The sequence below is a fragment of the Tateyamaria sp. genome (assembly GCF_059783535.1).
Genome location: NZ_JBYNDP010000189.1, coordinates 1 through 5,238, shown reverse-complemented (window position 1 = coordinate 5,238; position 5,238 = coordinate 1). Strand labels below are relative to the sequence as shown.

The 5,238-nt window shown below is 54.6% G+C and carries 5 protein-coding genes and 1 pseudogene; 2 read left to right on the top strand and 4 right to left on the bottom strand.

The genetic code is table 11. The annotated features are described in order from the left end of the window. On the top strand, positions 1 to 199 hold a 199-nt coding region (locus AC6RA8_RS20850), incomplete at its 5' end, for a sigma 54 modulation/S30EA ribosomal C-terminal domain-containing protein (RefSeq protein WP_500355528.1). A 36-nt stretch (positions 200 to 235) separates the two neighbouring features. Then, positions 236 to 700, top strand: coding sequence for a PTS sugar transporter subunit IIA (locus AC6RA8_RS20845; protein WP_500355526.1), 465 nt, complete (start codon positions 236 to 238; stop codon positions 698 to 700). Here AC6RA8_RS20845 and AC6RA8_RS20840 read toward each other — a convergent pair. The 4 genes and pseudogenes from AC6RA8_RS20840 to AC6RA8_RS20825 form a co-directional block, all read right to left on the bottom strand. After that, on the bottom strand, positions 697 to 2,124 hold the full coding sequence (locus AC6RA8_RS20840; RefSeq protein WP_500355524.1) for a sulfotransferase family 2 domain-containing protein: 1,428 nt from the start codon (positions 2,122 to 2,124) through the stop codon (positions 697 to 699). The genes AC6RA8_RS20845 and AC6RA8_RS20840 overlap by 4 nt on opposite strands. A gap of 6 nt (positions 2,125 to 2,130) precedes the next feature. Then, positions 2,131 to 3,828, bottom strand: a complete 1,698-nt coding sequence (locus tag AC6RA8_RS20835; RefSeq protein WP_500355522.1) for a DUF5927 domain-containing protein — start codon at positions 3,826 to 3,828, stop codon at positions 2,131 to 2,133. After that, a complete protein-coding gene (locus tag AC6RA8_RS20830) occupies positions 3,825 to 4,811 on the bottom strand; it encodes a glycosyltransferase family 2 protein (RefSeq protein ID WP_500355521.1) in 987 nt (328 codons plus the stop codon). Before AC6RA8_RS20830 ends, AC6RA8_RS20835 begins: the two co-directional genes overlap by 4 nt. A gap of 211 nt (positions 4,812 to 5,022) precedes the next feature. Continuing rightward, positions 5,023 to 5,238 (bottom strand): annotated as a pseudogene (locus tag AC6RA8_RS20825) (glycosyltransferase family 2 protein); the annotation flags it as partial.

Genomic DNA, 5,238 nt, shown 5'->3' with positions numbered 1-5,238 from the left:
CGACTCGGAACCCGAGACGCTGCAACCCATGATCGTAGCCGAGATGGAAACCAAGATTCCGTCGCTTTCGGTAGGTGAGGCGGTCATGCAAATGGAATTGGCGGGCGCCCCTGTGCTGGTGTTCCGAAACGAAGGAAAAGACGGGCTGAACGTGGTCTACCGTCGCGAAGACGGGAACATCGGCTGGATCGACCCGTAAGGGATCGGTGCCACGGCGCACCGACGAGAGAGCAGAATGAACTTTGGGACTCTTTTGAAACCCGAGGCGGTCAAAGTTGTGACCTCCGCCTCGTCAAAGAAACGGCTTTTTCACGAGATCGGTGATCTCGTGCATTCGGCCTATGACCTGAATGCAGCGCTTGTCGTTGAGTCTCTCATTGCGCGTGAAGCGCTGGGGCCGACCGGCGTGGGCCATGGCGTCGCGCTGCCACACGCACGTTTGGACGGCATTTCGGACGTGATGGGTGCCTTTGTCCTGCTCGACAAGCCGATCGACTTCGATGCAGTAGATCGTCAACCGGTCGACATTGCCTTTGCCCTGTTCGCCCCTGAAGAGGCCGGTGTCGAACACCTCAAGGCATTGGCCTTGGTGTCGCGAACCCTTCGCGACGCCGCAATCTGTAACAAATTGCGCGCCAATCCCGACTCGAGCACGTTGTTTGCAATTCTGAACGAAGCGAAACCCGCGCAAGCCGCTTAAGTCGGCTCCCAATCCTTGAAACCGAACATCAGGTAGTCGCGTGTGTAGGCTGCGCGCGCTAGACCCTCGATTTCCGCATCGTAGATATTTGAGAGCGCGTGGGGCGTGTCGTTCGTCTGCCCCTCAAGCGCGGGAACTTCATCCAATCCGACCGAAGCGCCGAGCTCTGCCAGCTCTTGTGCCAGTGTTTCAGCTCGCATCAGACGACATGGCAGCGCAAATTCTGCAAACCCCTCAATCGTCTTCGACTGGCTGGCCCAGTCCGGATCCACACGCACGGCAGTTTGCCCGTTCAAGTTCAACTTCAGAAACCGAAGAAACGCCGCAAAGGCATCCCGGTGGGCCGCTTTGTCGTAGGACGGGTCCGTGGGATCCTCAGGCAAAGCGAGTTTGTAACGCTTGCCCAAAGTGGTCCGAATGCCGCCATATCCGCCTTGTCCGGTGTTCAAAATACGATGACAGAACACGGCATGCGCGCGATCAAGAGGGTGGCGCAGCACAGAGAAACTGCGGTGCCCGGGGTTGACCCGCATCCAGTCACGCATACCGTTCTGGGACAACTTCGATTCCGGTTGGACTCCTTTGACCTTGTCGAGAGCCTGCAACCAACGCAATGCCGGATCATTCGGCCAACCCCGAATTGGCAGATACAGAAGCGGCTGCGATCGACTGGCGAAATAGGTTGGCACGGCTGCCCCGCGCCGTGGTTCAAAGTTGGGTGTTCGTGCTAAGTTGAACCGGTCCACAGCCGACAAAGCCTCGGCCATTTGTCCAAAGTTGCTCACCTTGTCTGCCAGTGCGCTGGGATTCTGCACCTTCAGGCTTTTGTCTAAAGAGTCCAATTGACTGTCGACACCCAGCCATTTTGCCAAGCCGTTCATGACATCAAGGCTCTGCAAATCCTCATACGCCAAATAAAACGCAGTCTGGCCCGATGATTGCATACGGTTCAGCACGGTCACTTGAAACTCTTGCAATGCAGAGAGGTGCTGAACAAATTCGTCGGCGACAAACGTGGCCTTTCCATCCTTTCGTGCCTTGGCATCCGTCAGCTTCCATTGCCCCGTCGCTTGAGCGATTTTCCAGGAGACGTAACTGTCGACCGGGTTTCGGGTGAGCATGATCTTGGCGCATTTGGGATCGTCCACAACCTTGTCAAAGATGCGCACGTCATGATCATGGAAGTATCGGAAACCACTCAGGTCTGTTGTCTTCTTTATCTCGCGCAGCAGTGTTTTGGGATTTGCGTCCCGCATGTCCTGAGTGACGCCAAGGACATTGTCGGTTTTCGGATATCCGATGAAGAACGGATTGAACGCCTCACCGTGACACGACAGTCCGTCGAACGCATTCAGATTGGTTTCCAAAAAGTTCGAACCTGTTCGCATCTCCGCGAACACGACAAAGTAGTCGAATTTGGCCATATCAGATCAGCGCACCAAGTAGGGTTTGCGCGCCGGGTCCGGGGCAGGCTTTGGGCCCAGCGCAACAGGAAAGTCGCCCATCAGGTAGGGGTGCATCCCCTGGTTTTTGAGGTTCTGCAGGAATTGGCCAAAGCCGGTGAGATTTGCAAGCTTCGGTACTTCGGACAGGCGGCGGGTATGGATCAGACCAATTTCATCCAGAATACCTTGAAGCGGTTCCATCGGTGCCTCAACGAATTCTGCCATGGTCCAGATGCGAATGCGCGCCTTGGCATATGGTGAGCGCAATACGTTCAAGTGATCACTTTCGATCTTTTGCAAGCGCGCTGCTTCCTTTCGAATGTCCATGAAGTTCATGTTCGAACGGAACAGGGGTACAGACCATGCACCCGATATGACAGAAATCTGGGCGTTGGGGTCTTTGGCCACACGCCAATTGATATCCTGGTTGTCACCGGGACCAAATTGGAAGCATTGCCGTTCGCCCCGTGTGTTCCATATCAGGTTCGCCAGAAACGAATTCGGATTGTAGTCACGCGTCTTCGCACTGTTGCTAAGCGCACCGTTCAGTGTGGCCTGACCTTCTGCAAACTCGACCTTGCCGGGGTGAAAGAGATGCCCGTGGACGCGCGCGCCCGTCGCTTTGGCCAGCCACGGTTCGAAGTTCTCGAATATCTCGGTAAAGCCCTGGAAGACCGAATACGGCGCTGCGGTCACGCCGTTTTCCCAATCTTCGTTCGGGAACCGGCTTTGCATGTACAAGCCGGGCCTCCCGCGCGTCCTTCGTTCGACCGCCTTGGCAAAAATGCGGTCAATTTTGCCCGGATTGGGTTCCGTGCGCTTCATCGCGCCGGCAGGGTCCGTCAGGAATGCGTCGTACAGTCGGTTGGCGTGGGGCCAGATCTTGCGCGCGACAAAACAATCAGACCGCCGCAAAAGTTGCAGGTGATCGTCGTAGAAGATGTGGGGCTTGCCCTGAAAGTCGAACTTGGACAGCGTCAGTGACCTGCTTTCAATTTCAATGGCGTACTGACGGGCAAGCGTTTGGTAGTAGCTTTCGTCAGGTATCCACACCTGCTTGAAGTAGGCGTCATATTCCTTGCGATCCGGCCCTTGCAGGATCGCCGACAGGGTCTGCCGTGTCAGACACCACCACTGGCTACCCATATGTGGAACAAGGCCAGCCGGTATCCTGCGCTTTATCCCCAACTTACGTTGCAATTCGACATATTTGTCGAACAGAACTCGCTGACGCTTCCAGGAAAACGGGAAGCGGAGCGTAAACCTCTCGTAGTCGAGGCCACCGACGGTCCAAGGCACATCCGCGGTCGTCGCACTTTCGATAAAGTCCGTGCGCGGACGATCGGCGAGATAGTCCACCAATTCCTCGACCGGACGCAGAGGCAGACATGAACCCGAGGCTAAATAGACATGCCGCACATCCGCAAACTCATTCAACATGAGCTCGGACGCTGCCTGGCTCGCAGCGACAATACTCCATGTTCCCCATTCGCACCGGAACCGTTTAGAGAATTTTATCGTCGGAACGTCGGACAGAGCCTTGGCAAACGCTGCATATGTCTTTTTCGGAACATTCACATCGACGTGGATAACAACCGGGCACCCGCCCATCGCCCAAAAGCGCGCCGCCTGTTCCGCGCGATCAAGCGCGGTGTGCACAAGCATGACGATACCGACGGTCACGCCCAGTTTCCTTTGGACATGAGCCCCAGAATTTCAAGCTGACGCCAGTTGATGTATTTCTCGGACCACTTGCACCACAGGTCTGGATCGTCGCGCTGGGTGGCGGCATAGGCCTTGTACTCGACCGAGGCCGCATAGTGTTGCTTGCGGTCAAGCTCTTCCGAGGCTTTTGCCGTGAATGTATCAAGGAACTTGGCATGAAGCAGAACGCCCGAGGCCTTCTCACCGCCCCATTCATCATAAACTTGGTTCAGACCGCGCGGTAAAAGCATGTGGGTTGAGCTGGCATAGGCGTATCTCCTATTCCATTTGACCAGTGGGATCTTGTTCAACGCTGGTGCTTTTGCAGGTTCGTCAGGAAAAAAAGCCCGTGCACGTGGACCCCCTTGAATCCAAAGGTTCCCCATACTGCCATTTTTGGAAATCGTGTAGTTGCCACTATCGAACCAGCTGGCAATTTCCAACGGATTTTGACCTGCGGAATAAGGCTGTTCATCCAGCCTGCCCTTTGGGTACATATCCAACAGCATCGCCGAAAATGACCGGATTGATGAAGCATCTAGCCAATCTGTCAACGCTCTCAGTGGGCGCGTGTCGCAGAATGGATAGACAAAAAACTCATCTGGATCGACGATAAGCGTCCAGTGATCATGCGCATATTTTCGCTGCAACCAATTCAACCAGTCCACGCCGAAGGTGGCAGACTTGTAACTGCCTTGCGTATGCCAGATCGAGATGTCGTCCTGCCCGACAAGATGATCAATGCCAGCATCTGTGCTGTCATTGTCCACAAAGAAAAAGTGATTGACCCCAAGATCACGGTAGTAGGACAGAAAGTAAGGAAGACGCACGCTTTCATTTCGGAATGTGCAAAACAGCAACAGATCGTTGGGCCGGATAAGTTGTGTTCGGTCCTGCACTTTGTGCAACTCTCTGGACTTCCGCATTGCGCGGGCAATGCGACGCTTCCGCCGCAAACGCATTTTATACGAGTTCCAGACGCCCACCTGTTTGTTCCATTCCTTCGGCGACCCCTGTTTTCAGTTCGAAATCAGAGGTTTCCGGTTTGCTCTCGGGCTCTATTTGGCCCATTTTTGTGTGTACGGGCAACGAACTTACAAACAGTTACCAAAATTTTTTATAGATTTCATCAAACTTGCTGTGACAAGCGGACTTGAACGCGCCGATTTTCTGTTACCTCCACCCTCCAGACGACATCAAACCTAGGGCTTCCAACTGTCGCCAACCCGTGTATTTGACCGACTCCGGCGTCCACATACACGGCTGATCCAAAATGGCATCGTAGTAGCCAGACATTTCACTTGGGTTCGCAAAGTGCTGCTGCCGAATCCTGTCCTCGCGTGCTTTCTCCAAGACATCAGGCAGAAATTTGGTGTGCAGCAAGACACC